A 17003-nucleotide genomic window follows, 5' to 3' on the forward strand; every position below is an offset into this window, starting at 1 on the left:
GGGGCCGACTTGCCAAATGCTCTGCCGGCCCCCTGGCCTGCTACGTCCCCGTCGGGGGTTCCTCCGTGAGGCGCACCGTGCTGAGGATCTTCTGCACGGTCGACTCCGGGATCTCGTCGCTGACGCCCTTGGCCCCGTACAGGTTCCAGGTGACGAAGTCACCGGCGCCGTTCTTGAACCCGAAGGTGATCGCCTTGCCGTCGCTCTCGCACTTTCCCTTCTGGGGCGTGTTCACCGAGTACGCCGAGGTGACGTGGCCCGCGATGCCCGACGTGGTGGTGTAGGGCTTCGGCTTCACCTGCTTGATGCTCTTCTTGTCGGGCTGGGTGTACCCGCCGTAGATCCACCACGGCACCCGGGTCTCGGCCGCCTGCTGTGTGGTCTTGGCGCCGTTCTCACCGCGGGTTCCGGCGGTGGCGAGGGAGGTGTCCTCCTCGCGGCCGTCCTTGTTGTCGTCGGTGGTGCACCACTTCGACTTCAGATAGGCCGGTGCGGTCACGGTGGTGCGGCCCCATTCACCGTCCTCCTCCTCCCACTCGAAGCCGACACTGGTGCCGGGAGTCTCGATCTCCCAGTCGGCGGGGACGTCGAACTTGGTGCCGAAGCGCGTGTTGACGACGACCTGCCACCCCGCGATCGTCGCCTTCTCCTCGTCGCCGCCGCGCGGGTTGCCGCCCGAGGCGGAGGCGCTCGGCTCCGTGGACGTCTCCTGGGTGGCGGACGCGGTCGCGGACGGTTTGGCGTCCTTCTTGCTGTCGGCCTCCTCGTCCTTGTCACCGCCGAGCACCAGGAACCCGGTGACTCCCGCGGCGACGACCACGGCCGTCGCGGCGATGATCGCCACCAGTTTCGTCCGGTTCCCGCCGCCCTTCGGCGGCTGAGGCATGCCGACCGTGGACGGATCGCCCCACTGCTGCTGATACGGACCCGGCTGCTGATAGCCGGGCTGCTGATACGGATTCGGCTGCTGGTACCCCGGCTGCTGGTACGGATTGTCCGACTGCGGGTTCTGCTCGCCCCCGGGCGGCTGCTGTCCTGGCCACATGGACAGCAACAGTAGCCGCGCCCCGGACACGAACAGGTCACCGCCCTTTGACAGGGACGTAGCAAAGGGAACGCCGTGCCTCCGGCAAGCCGGGGCTACCCGTGGGTAACATCCGGCCGTGAGCGCAGAGCGGATGCCCATCGGCGAGATGCTCGCGCCACGGCGCCGATGACCCGCGCCCTCTGCCTCCGGTTCCTGGAGACCGCACCCGAGCGTGCCGTGCCGGCCCTGCCCGACCAGGTCGAATGCCACCACCACGGGAGGCGGGCCACATGCCGCCCCCCGTTCCCCGTGTCGATCGTCATCCGCCGCGAGGACGGCGCGGTGACCGGTGGGACGACCGTCGTCCGGACCCTGCGCCCCCACGGCCGACCCCGGCCCGGTACGGGCCGCGGCGGGCGTTCCTCACACGCCCGCGCCGTACGGGCCGTAGAGGTCCAGCAGCCGTATCCGGGAGGCGTGCAGCCGGTGGGCCACCACGTCGCCGACCCAGCGGGCCACGGCGCGGCCCAGTACGGGATCCTCCTCGCACAGCGCCAGCACGGCCGGGGCGTCGAACTCGTAGACCCGTACCGGAGTCGCCGCCTCGGCGCCCAGCTGCCACACATGCGGGGAGAACAGCCAGGACCAGCCGACGAGTTCGTTGTGCCCGAGACGCTCGATCACGGCGGCACGGCGGCCGGGCACATGCATGTCGAGTTCGACCGTGCCGGTGCGGATCACCCAGAACCGGTCCGCGCGGCCGCCCTCCTCGAACAGCCGGGTCCCCTGCGGGAAGGACACCTCACGGGCGGTCCGCACCAGGCGGTCCCGGTGGTCGAGGGGCAGGGCGCGCGGCATGCTGGGGGACGGGGGTGCGAACATGGCGGGCCTCCCGGACGGGGCGTCTGCGACTGCCGTTGTCCTCCCAGCGTCACCCCGTCCGCCGTCCCGGGCCATGGGCCGGTCGGCCCATACTCCGGGACGTCGGACCCCGGCGCTCCGTGCCCGGCGCCTCCGCCTCCGCCTCCCCGCCGTCGTCCGGGCCCGTCCGGCGGCGGGCCGGGACCTGTGGCCCTACCGCCGGAACAGCGTCCCGGCCAGAATCGTGGTGATCGTCCCGACGCAGGGGAGGAACCCACCATGACCCGCGCCATCACCGTCGGACTCGACGGCTCACCGGAGAGCCGTGCCGCCGCCGAGTGGGCTGCCCGCGAAGCGGTACGGCGCGAACTGCCGCTGCGGCTGCTCCACGTCCGGCGGCCCGGCCCCGCGCCGGAAGCCCTCCCGGCCGACAGGTGGGTGAGCATGCCGCGCGAGACCGCCGAGGGGCTGCGGCTGCGCCATCCCGGACTCGAGGTCACGCACGAGCAGATCGACGGTATGCCGTACGAGGTGCTGACCAGGGCCGCGGAGGACGCCGAGCTGCTGGCACTCGGCTCCCGGGGGCTCGGCGCCCTCGGCGGGTTCCTGGTGGGCTCGGTCGGACTCGTCGTCGTGGCCCGCGCAGAGCGGCCCGTCGTCCTGGTCCGCGCCGGCGAACAGGCCGCCGACGAGCACGAGCCGGATCCCACCGGCATTCCGTCCGCCGCCACACGCTACCGGCCCGTGCTGCTCGGTCTGGACGCCGACCGGCCCCGTGAGCCGGTGATCGGGTTCGCCTTCGAGGAGGCGCAGCGGCGCGACACCGCTCTGCGCGTGGTGCACGGCTGGGCCCTGCCGCCGTACTACGTCTACGGCCTCGCGGCCGCGCCGGACGTGTACCACGACATCGCCCGGGAGCAGGCGGAGAACCTGACCCGGGTACTCGCGCCCTGGCGCGAGAAGTTCCCCGGGGTGGAGGTCGTCGAGGAGTCCTTCGGCGGCAGCCCGTCCGTCCGCCTGGTGGAGGCTTCCGCGGAAGCCTCGCTGGTGGTCGTCGGCCGCCGGACCCGCCGCAACCCGCTCGGCGCCCACATCGGGGCCATCACCCACGCGGTGATGCATCACGGAGCCGCCCCCGTCGCCGTCGTCGCCCACGGCTGAGCGACGCCCGTCCCGGCGTGTCCACGCCGCGCAGGGCGCGCCGGGATCTCCGCCACCCGTCCGTCCCGGCGCACCCGCGCCCCACCGTCCGCCCGGCGGACCGATTGAGCCACATGGTGCCGTTCCGCCGGGCGGGATGTGTCGAAGCGCGGGAAACTGGTCACCCGCTCCCCGATGCCCGGGGCGTGCCCTGCCGCCCTCCCCGCCGACGCCGCCGGCCGTCACGACCGGCCTTTCACGGAGTCATCCATGCCTGAGCACCAGGACATCCGGACCGTACTGAGCGACGAGGAACTGCGCACCCTGGACGCCCACTGGCGGGCCGCCAACTACCTCTCGGCGGGCCAGATCTACCTGCTGGCGAACCCGTTGCTCACCGAGCCGCTGCGGCCCGAGCACATCAAGCCGCGGCTGCTCGGGCACTGGGGCACCTCACCCGGACTGAACCTGGTGTACACCCACCTCAACCGGGTGATCGCGGCGCGCGGGCTGGACGCGCTGTGCATCTGGGGGCCGGGCCACGGCGGCCCGTCCGTGCTGGCCAACTCCTGGCTGGAGGGGAGCTACGGCGAGACCTACCCGGACGTCGGCCGGGACGCGGCGGGCATGGCACGGCTGTTCCGGCAGTTCTCCTTCCCCGGCGGTGTGCCCAGCCACGTCGCCCCCGAGGTCCCCGGCTCCATCCACGAGGGCGGCGAACTCGGCTACTCCCTCGCCCACGCCTACGGCGCCGCCCTCGACAACCCCGGCCTGCTGGTCGCCTGTGTGATCGGTGACGGCGAGGCGGAGACCGGGCCGCTGGCCGCGTCGTGGCACTCCAACAAGTTCCTCGACCCGGTGCACGACGGCGCCGTCCTGCCGATCCTGCACCTCAACGGGTACAAGATCGCCAACCCGACCGTCCTGGCCCGGCTGCCCGAGCCCGAACTGGACGCGCTGCTGCGCGGCTACGGCCACGAGCCCCTCCACGTGAGCGGGAGCGACCCCGCCGACGTGCACCGTGCGATGGCGCAGGCCCTGGACACCGCGCTGGACCGCATCGCGGCGGCACAGCGCGCCGCCCGCGAGGACGGCGTGAGCGAACGCCCCCGCTGGCCCCTCATCGTGCTGCGCACCCCCAAGGGCTGGACCGGCCCGGCCGAGGTGGACGGGACACCCGTCGAGGGCACCTGGCGCGCCCATCAGGTGCCGCTGCCCGGCGTCCGCGAGAACCCCGAGCACCTGCGGCAACTGGAGGCCTGGCTGAAGTCGTACCGGCCCGAGGAACTGTTCGACGGCGAGGGCCGGCCCGTCGCGGACGTGCTCGCGCCGCTCCCCGAGGGCACCCGGCGCCTCGGCTCCACCCCGTACGCCAACGGCGGACTGCTGGTGCGCGAACTGCCCATGCCGTCCCTGGACGACTTCGCCGTCCCCGTCGACAAGCCCGGCACCACCCTCCACGAGCCCACCCGGGTCCTGGGCGACCTCCTGCAACGGGTCATGCGGGACACCGCCGGCCGGCGGGACTTCCGGCTCGTGGGCCCCGACGAGACCGCGTCCAACCGGCTGCAGGCCGTCTACGACGCCAGCGGCAAGGCCTGGCAGGCCGGCATCCTCGACGTCGACGAGCATCTCGACCGGCACGGCCGGGTGATGGAGATCCTCTCCGAGCACCTCTGCCAGGGCTGGCTCGAGGGCTACCTCCTCACCGGCCGGCACGGACTGTTCTCCTGTTACGAGGCGTTCGTGCACATCGTCGACTCGATGGTCAACCAGCACATCAAATGGCTGAAGACCTCGCGCGAGCTGCCCTGGCGCGCGCCCATCGCCTCACTCAACTACCTGCTCACCTCGCACGTGTGGCGCCAGGACCACAACGGCTTCTCCCACCAGGACCCCGGCTTCGTCGACCACGTGCTCAACAAGAGCCCCCAGGTCGTACGGGTCTACCTGCCGCCGGACGCCAACACCCTGCTGTCCGTCGCGGACCACGCCCTGCGCAGCCGCGACTACGTCAACGTGATCGTGGCCGGCAAACAGCCCTGCTACGACTGGCTGTCGATCGACGAGGCGCGCGTCCACTGCGCACGGGGCGCCGGCATCTGGGAGTGGGCGGGCACCGAGAACGGCGGCGAACCCGATGTCGTACTGGCCTGCGCCGGTGACGTGCCCACCCAGGAGGTGCTGGCCGCCGCGCAGTTGCTGCGCCGCCATCTGCCGGAGCTCGCGGTCCGGGTGGTGAACGTCGTCGACATCGCCAGGCTGCTGCCCCGCGAGGAGCATCCGCACGGTATGACGGAGTTCGAGTACGACGGCCTGTTCACCGCGGACAAGCCGGTGATCTTCGCCTATCACGGCTATCCCTGGCTGATCCACCGCCTCGCCTACCGCCGCAACGGCCACCCGCACCTGCATGTGCGCGGTTACAAGGAGTCCGGCACCACGACCACACCGTTCGACATGGTGGTCCGCAACGATCTCGACCGCTACCGGCTGGTGATGGACGTCATCGACCGCGTCCCCGGGCTCGCCGTGCGCGCCGCCGCCGTACGGCAGCGGATGGCCGACGCGCGCAGCCGGCACCACGCGTGGATCCGTGAGTACGGCACCGACCTGCCCGAGGTGGCCGAGTGGAGCTGGAACGCCTGAGCGCCGGGCGAAGCCGTGGCCGCGGGGAGCAGCGGAGCTCCGCCCGGGGGCCCGGAGGCGCGGGGGCACGGGGACGTGCGCGGCCGCGGCCGGCCGCGTGGGCGCGGCCGGCGCCCGCCGGACCGTCCGCGACTCCCGTCACGCTCCGTACTCCTCCCGGTGCGCCGTCGCCAGTTCCGCGTACATCGCCCCGTTGAGGGTCAGCCCCTCCCGCTCCTCCGCGCTCAGTTCCCGCCGCACCTTGGCCGGGACCCCCGCCACCAGCGACCCCGGCGGCACCACCATGCCCTGCGGCACCAGCGCCTGCGCGGCCACCAGGGACCCCGCCCCGATCACCGCACCGTTCAGCACGGTCGCCCCCATCCCCACCAGACAGTCGTCCCCGACGGCCGCCCCGTGCACCACGGCGTTGTGCCCGATGGACACCCGCTCGCCCACGGTCACCGGGAAACCCGGATCGGCGTGCAGCGTGCAGTTGTCCTGCACATTGCTGTCAGTGCCCACGGAGATCCGTTCCACGTCACCCCGCAGCACCGCGCCGTACCAGACACTCGCCCCCGCCTCCAGCGTCACGTCCCCGATCACACTCGCCGTCGGCGCCACGAAGACCCCGTCCGCCACCTTCGGTTCCCTACCGCCGACGCCTGTGATCAGTGCCCTGTGCGTCATCGTCGCCTCCTCGTCCGGTACGGGACGGAACCGTACGCCACGCCGTGGGGCGAAGATCACAGCCCGTCGACGGCATCACGGCGTGATGCGCTCAGTACGGTGAACGCGTGCCGAAGCGCAAGAACACGTTCTCGTCCTGGCCGCGCCGCCTCGCCCAGCGCGCGGTCCACGCGGGCTGGGCCTGGGCTCAGCGCACGGGCTCGGTCACCGCCGAGCACCCCGGCCGCTTCCGCTTCGCCGCCATGGGAACGGGCACCAGGCTCGCCTTCCCGCTCGGCACGGTGTTCGGCGAACCCTGGATCCGGATCGGCGCGCACTGCATCGTCGGCGAGCAGGTCACGCTCACCGCCGGCCTGATGCCCGGTCTCGACCTCGGTCCCGAGCCGATCCTGCGCATCGGCGACGGGGTCGTCCTGGGCCGCGGCAGCCATGTCATCGCCGACACGACCGTCACCATCGGCAGCGACTGCTACTTCGGACCGTACGTCTACGTCACCTCCACCAACCATTCCTACGACGATCCCTACGAGCCCATCGGCAAGCAGTGGCCCCGGATGGAACCGGTGGAGATCGGCCCCGGATGCTGGATCGGCACCGGCGCGGTCATCCTGCCGGGCGCGCGGGTCGGACGGAACGTGGTGGTGGCCGCGGGCGCGGTGGTCAGGGGCACGGTGCCCGATCACGCCGTGGTCGCGGGGGCTCCGGCCCGGGTCGTACGCCGCTGGACCCCCGCCGACGGCTGGCAGCCGCCCCTGCGCACCCCGGCACCCGTGCCGATTCCGGAGGATGTCACCCCGGAGCAGCTGCGGGCCCTGTCGCTGCTGGACGAGAAGAGCGTGGCCCGGCTCGCGGAACTGGACGCGGCCGGCCCGGCGCGGCTCGCCGAACTGGAACCCGGGAGCTGAGCAATCCGCACGCCGCCGCCGGCCGCAGCCCCGGCCGCGTGCGGCCGCCGCACCGGCGAGACCGGCCACGGCAGCCCCGATGCCCGCACGGAAGGCCGGTGGCCAGGGGGAAGAGTGCTGGGACGGTGGGCCCCGCAGTACAGTGCGGTGCACGATCGGGTGCGCCACACCGTGGTCGAGCAGGCTGAACCCCGGTATTCACCACAGCGGACCGAAGGGATGGGACGTGTCGGACCTCGACCTGCTGACCCAGTCGCTGGCGCGTAACGTCAGACGCTGGCGCGCCGAGCGCGGATTCACCCTCGACACGCTCGCGGCGCGGGCGGGAGTCAGCCGCGGCATGCTCATCCAGATCGAACAGGCCCGCACCAATCCGAGCATCGGGACCGTCGTCAAGATCGGCGACGCGCTCGGCGTCAGTGTCCCCACCCTGCTCGACTACGAACAGGGCCCCAGGGTCCGCATCGTCCCCGCGGACCAGGCCGTGCGGCTGTGGCACACCGAGGACGGCAGCTTCAGCCGGCTGCTCGCCGGCACGGAGGCCCCGGGACCGCTGGAGATGTGGGACTGGCGGCTGATGCCGGGCGAGAGCAGCGACTCCGACCCGCACCCCGCCGGCACGGTCGAACTCCTCCATGTCACGGCGGGCGAGCTGACGCTCACCGTCGACGGGGCCGAGCACCGTGTCCCGGCCGGTGCCAGCGCCTCCTTCGAGGCCAACACGCCCCACACGTACGGCAATCGGGGCAAGGCGCCGATGGAGATGATCATGGCTGTCTCGGTTCCGCCCGTCCGCTGAGACGGCCTCGAGCGGCCGTGGGACGGCTGTTACGGTGCGACCATGCGCGCACCCATCGGCGACTTCGACCACGCCACCCCCGCCACCGACTGCCTGGACGAGCTCACCGCCCCGGTCGCCGCGGCGGTCCGCGCCTGGAGCGGCGGGGTACCCGCCGAGCGGATCCTCTACGTCGACACCGACCCGCGCTGGGCCGACACCGCCGTCTTCGTCGAGCACTACGGCCGGGACCTGCTGGAAAGCTCGGCGAACTGTGTGGTGGTGGCGGGCCGGCGCGGCGCCGGGACCACCCTCGCCGCGTGTGTCGTGCTGTCCACCACCCGGCTCGACGTCAACGGCGCGGTACGCCGTCACCTGGGCGCCCGCAAGGCGTCCTTCGCCCCGATGGACACGGCCACGGGGGAGACCGGCATGGAGTACGGCGGCATCACCCCCGTCGGACTCCCGGCCGACTGGCCGCTGCTGGTCGACGCGGCCGTCGTGGATCTGCCGTACGTGCTGGTCGGCAGCGGGCGGCGGCGCGGCAAGCTGCTGGTGCCGGGCAAGGCGTTCGCGGACCTTCCGGGAGCGGTCGTACGGGAAGGGCTCGGCGCGGCGCCCGGGGCCTGAGGGTCAGCCCACCGTGTGGTGGACCAGCGGCAGCTGCGGGTCCGCCGCTCCCGGTACCGGTTCCGGGCCGGCGTGGACCAGGGACGCCGTCAGCCCGTGGTGACGCCCGGCGGGAGATCCGGGCCGCGATCCGACCGCGGATTCGCCTCAGTAGCGCGCGGCCGTGCCCAGGTACTGCTCCGCGAAGGAAGCGGCGGCACTGGGGGAGGTGAACAGGCGGCGCAGCCGGGCGAGGGTGGTGCCCGCGCGGAACGGATCGCCCGCCGCGCCGCCGTGGTACAGCTCGGAGAGCCACTGGGAGAACTCCTGGTAGTCCCACACGCGCCGCAGACACTCGGCCGAGTACCCGGCGAGCGCCGTGCCGTCACCTTCGGTGAGGCGGGCGACCAGGGAGTCGCCGAGCAGGAACGCGTCGTGCAGGGCGAGGTTGAGGCCCTTGGCGGCGATCGGCGCCACCAGGTGTGCCGCGTCCCCGGCCAGGAACAGCCGTCCGAACGCCATCGGTTCGGTCACGTAGTCGTGCATGTCCAGCACACGCTTCTCGATCAGCCGCCCCTCGGCCGGCGGGGCCGCCCCCGCCGCGCCGAGCCGGCGCCGCAGCGCCGCCCAGACACGCTCGTTCGGCCAGTTCTCCGGGTCGTCGCCGGGCGGACACTGGAGGTAGTAGCGGGTCACCTCGGGGCTGCGGGGCATCTGACCGGCGAAGCCGTCCGGATGGCAGCCGAACAGCACACAGTCGGCGGACGGCGGCGCCTCGGCGAGCAGGGCCAGCCAGCCGATGCCGTAGTCGTGCCGCGCGACGCGGGCCCGTCCGGGCACCAGGGACGCCCTGGTCACCCCGCGGGCCCCGTCGCACCCGGCGATGAACTCACAGGCCACGACCTCCCGCCGCCCGCTCGCGGGGCACACGTACGACACCGACGGACGGTCGCCGTCCGGATCGTGCAGCCGGACGTCCCGTACGCCGAACCGTATGTGTCCTCCCCGCACGTCCGCGTACTCGCGCACCAGGTCCGTCACCAGCAACGGCTGCGGATAGACCCAGTGGTGGCTGCCGCTCAGCTCCCGGTACGCGAACCGGTGGCGCTCCCCGCCGAAACGGAACTCGCACGCCGTGTGCAGTTCGGCCCGCTCCAGCAGGTTCGCCGCGAGCCCCCGCCGCTGCAGACCGCGTACCGCCCACTCCTCGATCACCCCGGCCCGGGGCCGCCGTTCGATGAACTCCCGGGTCTCCGTCTCCAGGACCAGACAGTCCAGACCGGCCGCCCGGAGGATCGCCGCGACGGTGAGCCCGGCGGGACCGGCGCCCACGATCACGACCGGTAAGCGCCGCGGGGCGGGGGATTCGGCTTCCTGAGGGCTCGGGTCCATCGCGCCATTATGGCGGCGCGGCGCCCCCGGAACAGGCCTTATCCGAGCCGGGGTATCTCGATCGCCGGGCAGCGGTCCATCACCATCTCCAGGCCCGCCGCGCGGGTCCGCTCACAGGCCGCCTCGTCGATGACGCCGAGCTGGAACCACACCGCCCCGGCGCCCTTGGCCACGGCCTCGTCCGCGACCGCTCCGGCCAGGTCGCTGTTGACGAACACGTCCACCACGTCCACCGGGAAGGGGATGTCCGCGAGCGAGGCGTAGCCCTGCTCGCCATGCACGGTCTCCGCCTTCGGATGCACCGGCACCACGCGCTTGCCGAACCGCTGGAGCACCTGGGCGACGCCGTACGCCGCGCGCTGCCGGTTCGGCGACAGGCCCACCACGGCCCAGGTGTCACCGAGTCCGGTGAGGATCTTGCGTACCGTCGCCTCGTCGCCGTGCACCGTCGGCCTCCCGGGAGTCGTGACTCGTGACGCGTGTCCCCGCGTCTTGAGCCGTGAAAAACGCTGTCACGCCCACAACGACGCGGCACCCGCGGTGATTCCCGTCGCCGTCCGTCTCCGCGGGGGCGGTGGAATGTACCGGCCGCGGGACCGCCCGGCGCCGGGTTTCCGGTACGGCACCCCGAAAACCGCCCCAGATACCTGCGTACGCCCACTCACGCGCCTACGCTCACCTCGTGCTGCGCATCACCGACGCCCGAACCGGCCAGCCCGTCGACGCCGCCCCCGCCCGGCGGGGCCTGACCCGTGTCGAGGCACACACCGGAGGGCTCGACCCGACGAACCTGCGTGTCCTGCTCGTCGCCGATCTGCTCGTCCGCGCCCTGGAGCTGGGCGGCACGCCGGTGTGGGCACTGCTCAGGGGCCAGCGGCAGCAGGCGGAGCTCCGCGCGGCCGGCGCGGCCCTCGGCGTCCGTCCCTTCGAGGACGGCCGGGACTCCGGCCCCGGTCTCGGCGAGGCGCAGGTGCTGCATGTGGTGGCCGAGGGCGGTGAGATCCCCGACGGGGTGCGCGTCCGCGTGGCGCCCGTGCGCCAGGAAGCGGAAGCACCCGACCCGCCGGGCGGCACCGACCCCGCCGTCCTGCGCCTCACTCTGCTCGGGCGTCCCAGGAACGAGACCGTGGCCGTCGGTCCGACCGCCCTGGACGAGGCCGCTGACACTCTCGGCCGCTGGCGCCGAGCGGTGGCGGCCTGGGCACACCGGCCCTCGCGGCCCGTCCCCGACCGGGTGCGCGCGGACCTGCGCACCGCGTGGGAGGACGATCTGGACACGGCCCGGGTGCTGAGCGTCCTCCACGCGGTGGAGAAGGACCCGGACCTGGCGGACGGCGCCCGCTTCGAGACCTACGCCTACGCCGACCGTCTGCTCGGCTTGCACCTCACCCGCGATCTGGGATCCCCGGCATGACCGAACGCGCCGGCGCGGGACCGCCGCGCCGGCTGGTCGTCCTGCGTCACGCCAAGTCGGCCCGCCCGCAGGGCGTCACCGACCACGAACGCCCCCTCGCCGCACGCGGCCGCGGGGACGCGGCCGCCGCCGGACGCGCGCTCGCCGCATCGGACCGCCTGCCCGGACTCGCGCTGTGCTCCACCGCCGTGCGCGCCCGCCGGACCTGGGAACGGGCCGCAGCGCAGTGGGGCACACCGCCGCCGGTCCACCACGATCCGCGGCTGTACCACGGGGACGTCCCCGCACTGCTGGCCGTGATCCACGAGGTACCGGCCGAGGTCGGGACGCTGCTGCTCGTCGGCCACAACCCGGGACTGGAGAACCTCGTCCTGACCCTGGCCGGCGACGGCCTGGACGACACGCTGGAGCGTGTCCGCGGGAAGTTCCCCACCTCAGCGATCGCCGTACTGTCCTGGCGCGGCCCCGCCTGGCGGGACCTCGCCCCCCGTACCGCCCTGCTGACCTCGCTCACCGTTCCCCGGGGCGGGAAGCGACAGCCCCGTCGGCCCCGCCCGCGCGTCGGCGCATAGGCTGGCCGGATGCAGGACGAGTACCGCACCGTCGCCCGCGCGGGGGTGCACGAGACCGAGGTCAACCGCTCCCGGTTCCTGTGCGCCCTCGCCCCGGCGGCCACCGAGCGGGAAGCACAGGACTTCATCGCCGCCGTCCGCAGGGACCACGCGGACGCCACCCACAACTGCTTCGCCTACGTCATCGGCGCGGACGCCTCCACCCAGCGGGCCGGCGACGACGGGGAGCCCGGCGGTACCGCCGGCGTCCCCATGCTCCAGATGCTGCTCCGCCGGGACATGCGGTACGTGGTCGCCGTCGTCACCCGTTACTACGGTGGCGTCAAGCTCGGCGCGGGCGGTCTCATCCGCGCGTACGGCGGAGCCGTCGGAGAGGCTCTCGACACCCTCGGCACGATCACCCGGCGCCGCTTCCGGCTGGCCACGGTGACCGTCGACCACCAGCGGGCGGGCAAGGTCCAGAACGACCTGCGTGCCACCGGACGCGAGGTGCGCGACGTGCACTACGGCGAGGAGGTCACGATCGGGATCGGTCTCCCGGACGCCGACGTGCCCGCCTTCCGCGCCTGGCTCGCCGACGCGACCGCGGGGACGGCCGGGTTCGAGCTGGGAGGGGAGGCCTACGGTGACGCGTGACCGCACCGCGACAGGATGCCCATATGTTCCTTTCGTCGTGCAATCTGCGTGTTCGGTGCGGGTCATGACGGGGTGATACGGGAGTAACCGCCCGTGCTGTCGGACCCGGCGGATACGCTGCGGGAATCATGAGACTGCTGCACACGTCCGACTGGCACCTCGGCCGGTCCTTCCACCGGGTCGGCATGCTCGGTGCCCAGGCCGAGTTCATCCGCCACCTCGTCACCACCGTGCGTGAGCGCGACGTGGACGCGGTGGTCGTGTCGGGGGACGTGTACGACCGCGCGGTGCCGCCGCTCGCCGCGGTCGAACTGTTCGACGACGCCCTGCACCGTCTCGCCGGTCTCGGTGTGCCGACGGTGATGATCTCCGGGAACCACGACTCGGCCCGCCGTCTCGGCGTCGGTGCCGGACTCATGGGCCGGGCCGGCATCCATCTGCGGACCGAACCGTCCGCGTGCGGCACTCCGGTGCTGCTGTCCGACGCCCACGGGGACATCGCCTTCTACGGACTTCCCTACCTCGAACCCGCCCTGGTACGCGATGAGTTCGCGGTGGAGCGGGCCGGGCACGAGGCCGTGCTCGCCGCCGCCATGGACCGCGTCCGCGCCGACCTGGCCGGCCGTGCCCCCGGCACCCGCTCCGTCGTCCTCGCCCACGCCTTCGTCACCGGCGGCGAACCCAGCGACAGCGAGCGGGACATCACCGTCGGCGGAGTGGCCTCCGTACCCGCCGGAGTGTTCGACGGAGTGGACTACGTGGCGCTCGGCCACCTGCACGGCTGCCAGACCCTGACCGACCGCGTGCGCTACTCCGGTTCCCCGCTGCCGTACTCCTTCTCCGAGACCGCCCACCGCAAAACCATGTGGCTGGTCGACCTGGCCGCCGACGGAACCGTCACCGCCGAGCGCGTCGACTGCCCCGTGCCCCGCGCGCTGGCCCGGATCCGCGGCACCCTGGAGGACCTGCTCGCCGACCCCGCGCTGGCCCGGCACCAGGAGGCGTGGATCGAGGCCACGCTCACCGACCCGGTCCGCCCCGCCGACCCGATGGCCCGGCTCACCGAGCGCTTCCCGCACACCCTCAGCCTCGTCTTCGACCCGGCCCGCGCCGCCGGCGACCCCGGCATCTCCTACGCCCGCCGCCTCGCCGGCCGCGACGACCAGCAGATCGCCGAGGACTTCGTCACCCACGTCCGCGGCGGCGCCGGACCCGACGCGCACGAACGGACCGTCCTGCGGGACGCCTTCGACGCGGTCCGCGCGGACGAGACGGTACGGGAGGTGGCGCGATGAGGCTGCACCGGCTGGACATCACGGCCTTCGGGCCCTTCGGGGGCACGCAGAGCGTCGACTTCGGCGAGCTGTCCGCCGCGGGCCTCTTCCTGCTGCACGGTCCCACCGGCGCCGGCAAGACCTCCGTCCTGGACGCCGTCTGCTACGCGCTGTACGGCTCCGTCCCCGGGGGCCGGCAGAGCGGCCAGGGCATGGCGCTGCGCAGCGATCACGCCGCCCCGGGCACGCGTACGGAGGTCACCCTCGAGCTCACCGTGGCCGGCCGGCGGCTGGAGATCACCCGGCAGCCGCCCTGGGAGCGTGCCAAGAAGGGCCGCCGCGCGGGCACCACGGTGGACAAGGCCCAGACCTGGCTGCGCGAACGCGACGCCGCCGCGGCCACCTGGAAGGATCTCAGCCGCTCGCACCAGGAGATCGGTGAGGAGATCACCCAGCTCCTCGGCATGAGCCGGGAGCAGTTCTGCCAGGTCGTGCTGCTGCCCCAGGGGGACTTCGCGCGCTTCCTGCGCGCCGACGCCGAAGCCCGCGGCAAGCTGCTGGGCCGGCTCTTCGACACCCGCCGCTTCGCCGACGTGGAGAAGCGCCTCGCCGAGCGCCGGCGGGCGGCCGAGTCCAGGGTGCGCGACGGCGACGCCGAGCTGCTGGCCGACGCCCACCGGATGCAGCAGGCCGCGGACGGCACCATGGAGCTGCCCGAACTGGCGCCCGGTGAACCGGGGCTGGCCGATGCCGTACTGGGTGCGGCGGCCGTCGCCCGCAGCACCGCCCGGGAGCAGCTCACCGCCGCCCGCTGCCGCCTGGACGCCGCCGAGTCCGCCCTGGACGCCGCCGACCGCTCCCTGGATGTCATACGCGAACGGGACCGGCTGCAACGCCGGTTCGCCAAGGCGCGGGAGCGGGCGGTACGGCTCGAGGAGCGGGCCGGCGCCCACCGGGAGACCCAGGCCCGTATGGAGCGCGCCCGCAAGGCGGAGACCGTCGCCCCCGCCCTGGAGCTACGGGACTCCGCCGAGACCGAGCACCGGCGCGCGGCCGCCGGGGAGACGGACGCGCGTGCGGCCCTCCCGGCCTCCCTGGCGGACGCGGGAGCGGCCGGCCTCGCGGCCGCCGCCCGGCGGGCCGCCGAGGAACTGGGCGGACTGGAGTCGGCCCGCCGCGCGGAGCGGCGGCTGACGGAACTCCACGACGAGCGCGCCGGTCTGGAGCGCCAGGAACGCGCCGACGAGGAGACGCTCCAGGAAGCGGAGACCTGGCTGGCCGGCTGGGTGCAGACCCGCGCCGCCCTCCAGGCGGGCATCGCGTCCGCGCAGGAGGCGGCGACCAGGGCCGGTGAACTCGCCGCGCGGCGCGATCCCGCGCTCCGGCGGCTGAACGCCGCGCGGGCGCGCGATCGGCTCGCCGGGGAGACGGAGGCGGCCGCCGGCGAGGTCCGTACCGCCCACGAGCAGGCGCTCACCGCCCGCCGGCGCTGGCTCGACCTGAAGGAACAGCGGCTGAACGGCATCGCCGCGGAACTGGCCGCCGGACTCGCCGGCGGCGAACCCTGCGCGGTCTGCGGCGCCACCGAACACCCGGCCCCCGCCCGCAAGGTCGACGGACACGTCGACCGCGAGACGGAGGAGCGAGCCCTGGCCGACTCCCAGCGGGCCGACCAGCGGCACGCCGACGCCGAGCGGAGGCTCGGCCCCGTACGGGAGGCGCTGGCCGCAGCGAGTGCCGAAGCCGGGGACACCCCCACCGGGGAACTCGCCCGCGCGGTGGAGGATCTGGAGCGGCAGTACACCCGGGAGCGGGACGCCGCCGCCGGGCTGCACGCCGTGCAGGAGCGGCTGCGCGGGGCGGAGCACGAGCACGGACTGCGGATCACCGCCCAGCACGAGGCGGCCGTCCGGGCCGGCTCCCGCGTGGGCCACCGCGAGCGCATGGAGCAGGAACGCGCGGCCCTGGAGGCGGAGCTGGTCCAGGCGCGGGGCGAGGCCGGCAGCGTCGCCGCGCGCGCCGCACAGCTGGAGGAGAGCGCGGCGCGGCTCGCGGCCGCCGCCGACGCGGCCAGGGCCGCCGGGGAAACGGCCCAGCGCCTCAAGAAGGCCGACGCACGGCTCGCCGACGCCGCCTTCCGCGCGGGCTTCGACACCCCGCAGGCCGCGGCCGACGCCCTCCTGGACGACGCGGAGCACCGTGAACTCCAGCGCAGCCTGGACGCCTGGCAGCACGAGGAGGCCGCCGTACGCGCGGTCCTCGCCGAACCGGAGACGGCGGCCGCCGCGCAGCAGCCGCCCGCCGACCTCGCCACCGCTCAGCGAACCGCCGACGACGCGGGCCGCAGGGTACGCGAGGCGGCCTCCGCACGTGACGCCGCCGTCCGGCGCTGCACCGAACTCGACCGGCTCTCCGAGCGGGCCACCGCCTCGGTGCGCCGGCTGGGGCCGCTGCGCGAGGAGTACGACCGCGTGGCCCGCATGGCCGGTCTCGCCGCCGGCACCTCGGCGGACAACGAACGCCGGATGCGCCTGGAGTCGTACGTCCTCGCCGCCCGGCTCGAACAGGTGGCCGCCGCCGCGACCGTACGGCTGCACCGCATGTCGTCCGGCCGCTACACCCTCGTCCACTCCGACGACCGCACCGGCCGCGGCCGCAGTGGCCTCGGACTGCACGTCGTCGACGCCTGGACCGGACGGGAGCGCGACACCGCGACCCTCTCGGGCGGCGAGACCTTCTTCGCGTCCCTCGCCCTCGCGCTCGGTCTCGCGGACGTCGTCACCGACGAGGCGGGCGGGGTCCGGCTGGACACCCTCTTCATCGACGAGGGCTTCGGCAGTCTCGACGACCAGACCCTCGACGAGGTCCTGGACGTCCTGGACTCCCTGCGCGAACGCGACCGCAGCGTCGGCATCGTCAGCCACGTCGCCGATCTGCGGCGGCGGATACACGCCCAGCTGGAGGTCGTGAAGGACCGCTCCGGTTCGCGGCTGCGGCAGCGCGGGAACGGGTAGGCGGCTCACCGGCTCACCGGCTCACCGGCTCACCGGCTCACCCGGTCACCCGTGGGCACCGAC

Annotated in this window: 15 protein-coding genes; 10 read left to right on the forward strand and 5 right to left on the reverse strand. The window is 73.8% G+C overall.

From position 1 onward, the window contains the following. Positions 1–40: 40 nt before the first annotated feature. The gene (locus HTV45_RS24265; RefSeq protein ID WP_215207980.1) at positions 41–1045 is read right to left on the reverse strand and encodes a hypothetical protein; all 1005 of its coding nucleotides are present in this window, start codon (positions 1043–1045) and stop codon (positions 41–43) included. A 405-nt stretch (positions 1046–1450) separates the two neighbouring features. Next, positions 1451–1909, reverse strand: a complete 459-nt coding sequence (locus tag HTV45_RS24270; RefSeq protein ID WP_215207981.1) for a Crp/Fnr family transcriptional regulator — start codon at positions 1907–1909, stop codon at positions 1451–1453. A gap of 258 nt (positions 1910–2167) precedes the next feature. Here HTV45_RS24270 and HTV45_RS24275 point away from each other — a divergent pair, with 258 nt between their 5' ends. Together HTV45_RS24275 and HTV45_RS24280 are read left to right on the forward strand one after the other, a co-directional pair. Continuing rightward, a complete protein-coding gene (locus HTV45_RS24275) occupies positions 2168–3049 on the forward strand; it encodes a universal stress protein (RefSeq protein WP_215207982.1) in 882 nt (293 codons plus the stop codon). A gap of 249 nt (positions 3050–3298) precedes the next feature. Continuing rightward, complete coding sequence (locus tag HTV45_RS24280) at positions 3299–5677, forward strand: phosphoketolase (RefSeq protein WP_215207983.1); 2379 nt, start codon at positions 3299–3301, stop codon at positions 5675–5677. A gap of 138 nt (positions 5678–5815) precedes the next feature. Here the strand turns inward: HTV45_RS24280 and HTV45_RS24285 are convergent, their stop codons facing one another. Next, positions 5816–6346, reverse strand: a complete 531-nt coding sequence (locus HTV45_RS24285) for a gamma carbonic anhydrase family protein (protein ID WP_215207984.1) — start codon at positions 6344–6346, stop codon at positions 5816–5818. 107 nt (positions 6347–6453) lie between these two features. Here HTV45_RS24285 and HTV45_RS24290 point away from each other — a divergent pair, with 107 nt between their 5' ends. From HTV45_RS24290 to HTV45_RS24300, 3 genes are all read left to right on the forward strand, one after another. Then, positions 6454–7251, forward strand: a complete 798-nt coding sequence (locus HTV45_RS24290; protein ID WP_215207985.1) for an acyltransferase — start codon at positions 6454–6456, stop codon at positions 7249–7251. 226 nt (positions 7252–7477) lie between these two features. Next, positions 7478–8050: a helix-turn-helix domain-containing protein gene (locus HTV45_RS24295; protein WP_215207986.1), complete on the forward strand. Its 573-nt coding sequence runs from the start codon at positions 7478–7480 to the stop codon at positions 8048–8050. A gap of 42 nt (positions 8051–8092) precedes the next feature. Continuing rightward, the gene (locus HTV45_RS24300) at positions 8093–8659 is read left to right on the forward strand and encodes a YbaK/EbsC family protein (RefSeq protein ID WP_215207987.1); all 567 of its coding nucleotides are present in this window, start codon (positions 8093–8095) and stop codon (positions 8657–8659) included. Between the two features lie 147 nt (positions 8660–8806). Here HTV45_RS24300 and HTV45_RS24305 read toward each other — a convergent pair whose 3' ends face one another. Next, positions 8807–10030 carry a 4-hydroxybenzoate 3-monooxygenase gene (locus HTV45_RS24305; RefSeq protein WP_215207988.1) on the reverse strand — a complete coding sequence of 408 codons (1224 nt, stop codon included), beginning with the start codon at positions 10028–10030 and terminating at the stop codon, positions 8807–8809. Positions 10031–10068: 38 nt separating this feature from the next. Continuing rightward, positions 10069–10476: a CoA-binding protein gene (locus HTV45_RS24310; RefSeq protein ID WP_215207989.1), complete on the reverse strand. Its 408-nt coding sequence runs from the start codon at positions 10474–10476 to the stop codon at positions 10069–10071. 236 nt (positions 10477–10712) lie between these two features. On the opposite strand from HTV45_RS24310, the gene HTV45_RS24315 reads away from it, so the two are divergent. The 5 genes from HTV45_RS24315 to HTV45_RS24335 all read left to right on the forward strand — a co-directional run bounded on the left by HTV45_RS24315 (position 10713) and on the right by HTV45_RS24335 (position 16940). Continuing rightward, positions 10713–11444 (forward strand): hypothetical protein, encoded by a 732-nt coding sequence (locus HTV45_RS24315; RefSeq protein ID WP_215207990.1) that lies wholly within the window; start codon positions 10713–10715, stop codon positions 11442–11444. Continuing rightward, a complete protein-coding gene (locus tag HTV45_RS24320; RefSeq protein ID WP_215207991.1) occupies positions 11441–12016 on the forward strand; it encodes a histidine phosphatase family protein in 576 nt (191 codons plus the stop codon). The genes HTV45_RS24315 and HTV45_RS24320 overlap by 4 nt, the downstream gene beginning before the upstream one ends. 9 nt (positions 12017–12025) lie before the next feature. Beyond that, the gene (locus tag HTV45_RS24325) at positions 12026–12652 is read left to right on the forward strand and encodes a YigZ family protein (RefSeq protein ID WP_215207992.1); all 627 of its coding nucleotides are present in this window, start codon (positions 12026–12028) and stop codon (positions 12650–12652) included. 128 nt (positions 12653–12780) lie between these two features. Beyond that, positions 12781–13947, forward strand: coding sequence for an exonuclease SbcCD subunit D (locus HTV45_RS24330; RefSeq protein WP_215207993.1), 1167 nt, complete (start codon positions 12781–12783; stop codon positions 13945–13947). Further along, positions 13944–16940: an AAA family ATPase gene (locus HTV45_RS24335; protein WP_215207994.1), complete on the forward strand. Its 2997-nt coding sequence runs from the start codon at positions 13944–13946 to the stop codon at positions 16938–16940. Before HTV45_RS24330 ends, HTV45_RS24335 begins: the two co-directional genes overlap by 4 nt. Positions 16941–17003: the final 63 nt, after the last annotated feature.

Source organism: Streptomyces sp. CHD11 (genome assembly GCF_018638295.1).
Classification (GTDB): domain Bacteria; phylum Actinomycetota; class Actinomycetes; order Streptomycetales; family Streptomycetaceae; genus Streptomyces.

Excerpts from the sequence above, each read along its gene's own strand:
- HTV45_RS24265 (WP_215207980.1), bottom strand. The coding sequence starts at position 1,045 with ATGTGGCCAGGACAGCAGCCGCCCGGGGGCGAGCAGAACCCGCAGTCG.
- HTV45_RS24270 (WP_215207981.1), bottom strand. The coding sequence starts at position 1,909 with ATGTTCGCACCCCCGTCCCCCAGCATGCCGCGCGCCCTGCCCCTCGAC.
- HTV45_RS24275 (WP_215207982.1), top strand. The coding sequence starts at position 2,168 with ATGACCCGCGCCATCACCGTCGGACTCGACGGCTCACCGGAGAGCCGT.
- HTV45_RS24280 (WP_215207983.1), top strand. The coding sequence starts at position 3,299 with ATGCCTGAGCACCAGGACATCCGGACCGTACTGAGCGACGAGGAACTG.
- HTV45_RS24285 (WP_215207984.1), bottom strand. The coding sequence starts at position 6,346 with ATGACGCACAGGGCACTGATCACAGGCGTCGGCGGTAGGGAACCGAAG.
- HTV45_RS24300 (WP_215207987.1), top strand. The coding sequence starts at position 8,093 with ATGCGCGCACCCATCGGCGACTTCGACCACGCCACCCCCGCCACCGAC.
- HTV45_RS24305 (WP_215207988.1), bottom strand. The coding sequence starts at position 10,030 with ATGGACCCGAGCCCTCAGGAAGCCGAATCCCCCGCCCCGCGGCGCTTA.
- HTV45_RS24320 (WP_215207991.1), top strand. The coding sequence starts at position 11,441 with ATGACCGAACGCGCCGGCGCGGGACCGCCGCGCCGGCTGGTCGTCCTG.
- HTV45_RS24325 (WP_215207992.1), top strand. The coding sequence starts at position 12,026 with ATGCAGGACGAGTACCGCACCGTCGCCCGCGCGGGGGTGCACGAGACC.
- HTV45_RS24330 (WP_215207993.1), top strand. The coding sequence starts at position 12,781 with ATGAGACTGCTGCACACGTCCGACTGGCACCTCGGCCGGTCCTTCCAC.
- HTV45_RS24335 (WP_215207994.1), top strand. The coding sequence starts at position 13,944 with ATGAGGCTGCACCGGCTGGACATCACGGCCTTCGGGCCCTTCGGGGGC.